The following is a 1,902-nucleotide window of genomic DNA, read 5'->3' as shown; positions in this document are numbered from 1 at the left end:
TCCAGGTAATTGGTCTCCCCGAGCTCAAACCTCCTGTCAGCTGCCCGGGCAAATTGACCCAAAAGGGAATCCAGTGACTGGTAAATCCCGATCCTGGCATAGAGCATTTGTAATTTAAAGTAGGTGGATTCTAATGCGCCTTCTAACCGCCGTCTCTCCAGCTCGAGTTGATTTTCGGCCAGGTCCAGAGTTGACCTCCTGATTTTTCGGTCGGTTAAATACAGTAAAGGAAACCTGAAATCCTGCTTAACACCATAGACTTCCAGCGGTTTGCCATTGATGGACAGGTTGTTCTGGTCATAGCTGTAATAAAGTTCGGTTTTGTCAAAGTCAAAAGCCGCCCCCATGAGGGATCTTTCCCTGTCCCGATCCAGCGCGGTCGCCATTAACTGTGCATTATTCTCGAGGGCCAAATCCCTGAGCACTTCAAGATCCAACGGCTTCTCCTGGGCATAGGTATGTGGAATATTAACCATCAGCCCCAGGGCCAAAACAGTTAGTGTGCTTTTGGTTTTCAATCCATTTTTCCAGCCGTGTTTTCCGGCAAAAAGTGAATACAGCACCGGGAGGACGATCAAAGTAAGGAGCGTAGCGGTAATCAGGCCGCCAATAACCACAGTCGCGAGGGGACGTTGCACTTCAGCACCTACATTGGTAGAAATGGCCATGGGAAGGAAACCCAGCGCTGCTGCAGTAGCCGTAAGCAATACCGCTCTCAGACGGTGCCGTGTCCCCATCAATACAAGCTCATCATGATCTTTCATGCCTTCATTTTTAAGTTCTTTAAAGTGTTCAATAAGTACAATGCCGTTTAGCACAGCAATACCAAAAAGGGCAATGAAGCCGATACCTGCAGAAATACTGAACGGCATGTCCCGCAGCCAGAGCAACAACACGCCCCCTACAGCAGCCAGGGGTATTGCCGTATAGACCAATAAGGCGTCCCGTACGGAACCAAAGGCAAAAAACAACAGGATGAAGATGAGCAGCAGGGATATGGGTACAGCAACGAGCAAGCGTTCCCTGGCCTGCTGCAGGTTTTCAAATTGCCCGCCGTAGGAAATGGAATACCCTGCTGGCAGAAGCACCTTACCCTCAATGCGGTTCCGGATATCATCCACTACTGATTGCAGATCGCGGTTTCTGACATTAACACCCACCACCACGCGTCTTCGGGTATCATCCCTGGCAATTTTTGCTGCACCTTGAGTGAAAGAGATCTCAGCAATTTCGCGAAGTGGTATCTTTTGCCCAGTGGGTGTATCCACATAGAGCTTGTTTAAGGATGCCAGGTTGGTTCTGTGGCGTTTACTCAGCCTGAGGGTCAGGTCAAACCGCTTCTCCCCCTCGTATACCATCCCGAGTTTCGCGCCGGCAAAGCCCATTTCAATTATTCGGTTGAGATCGTTGATCTGCAAACCGTACAATGCCATCTTTGCACGATCATAGCGTACACTGAGCTGTGGAAGTCCCACGATCTTTTCAACTGTGATGTCAGCAGCCCCGGGAATATCAGTGATAAGGGTCTTTATTTCGTTGGCCTTATCACTTAGGATCTGGAGGTCTTCCCCGAATACCTTGATGGCGATATCCGCCCGTACCCCGGTAATCAGCTCATTGAAACGCATTTCAATGGGTTGCGTAAACTCTACTTCCATTCCGGGGATGACAGAGAGGGCCTTTTTAAATTCTTCTGCAAGTCCATCCTTTGAGTTGGCTGTGACCCATTCTTTTTTTGGATTCAGAGTAATGATCACATCGCTTTCCTCCATAGACATGGGATCTGTGGGTACTTCTGCCGCTCCGATCCGGGTAACCACCTGATCCACCTCAGGAAATTGGTCCAGCAGGATCTGTTCAATTTCGGTGGTAATTTCAATGGTCTTGCTCAGGGATGTCCCC

General features: G+C 49.3%; 1 protein-coding gene. It reads right to left on the bottom strand.

Features of this window, described 5'->3' with window-relative positions:
- The coding region (locus tag AC4E7D_RS06900; protein WP_490173088.1) for an efflux RND transporter permease subunit at nt 1-1,902 on the bottom strand (1,902 nt) is incomplete at both ends.

Source organism: Lentiprolixibacter sp. (assembly GCF_982873095.1).
Note: the sequence above shows the minus strand (reverse complement) of the source record. Positions and strands in the feature narration are given on the sequence as shown.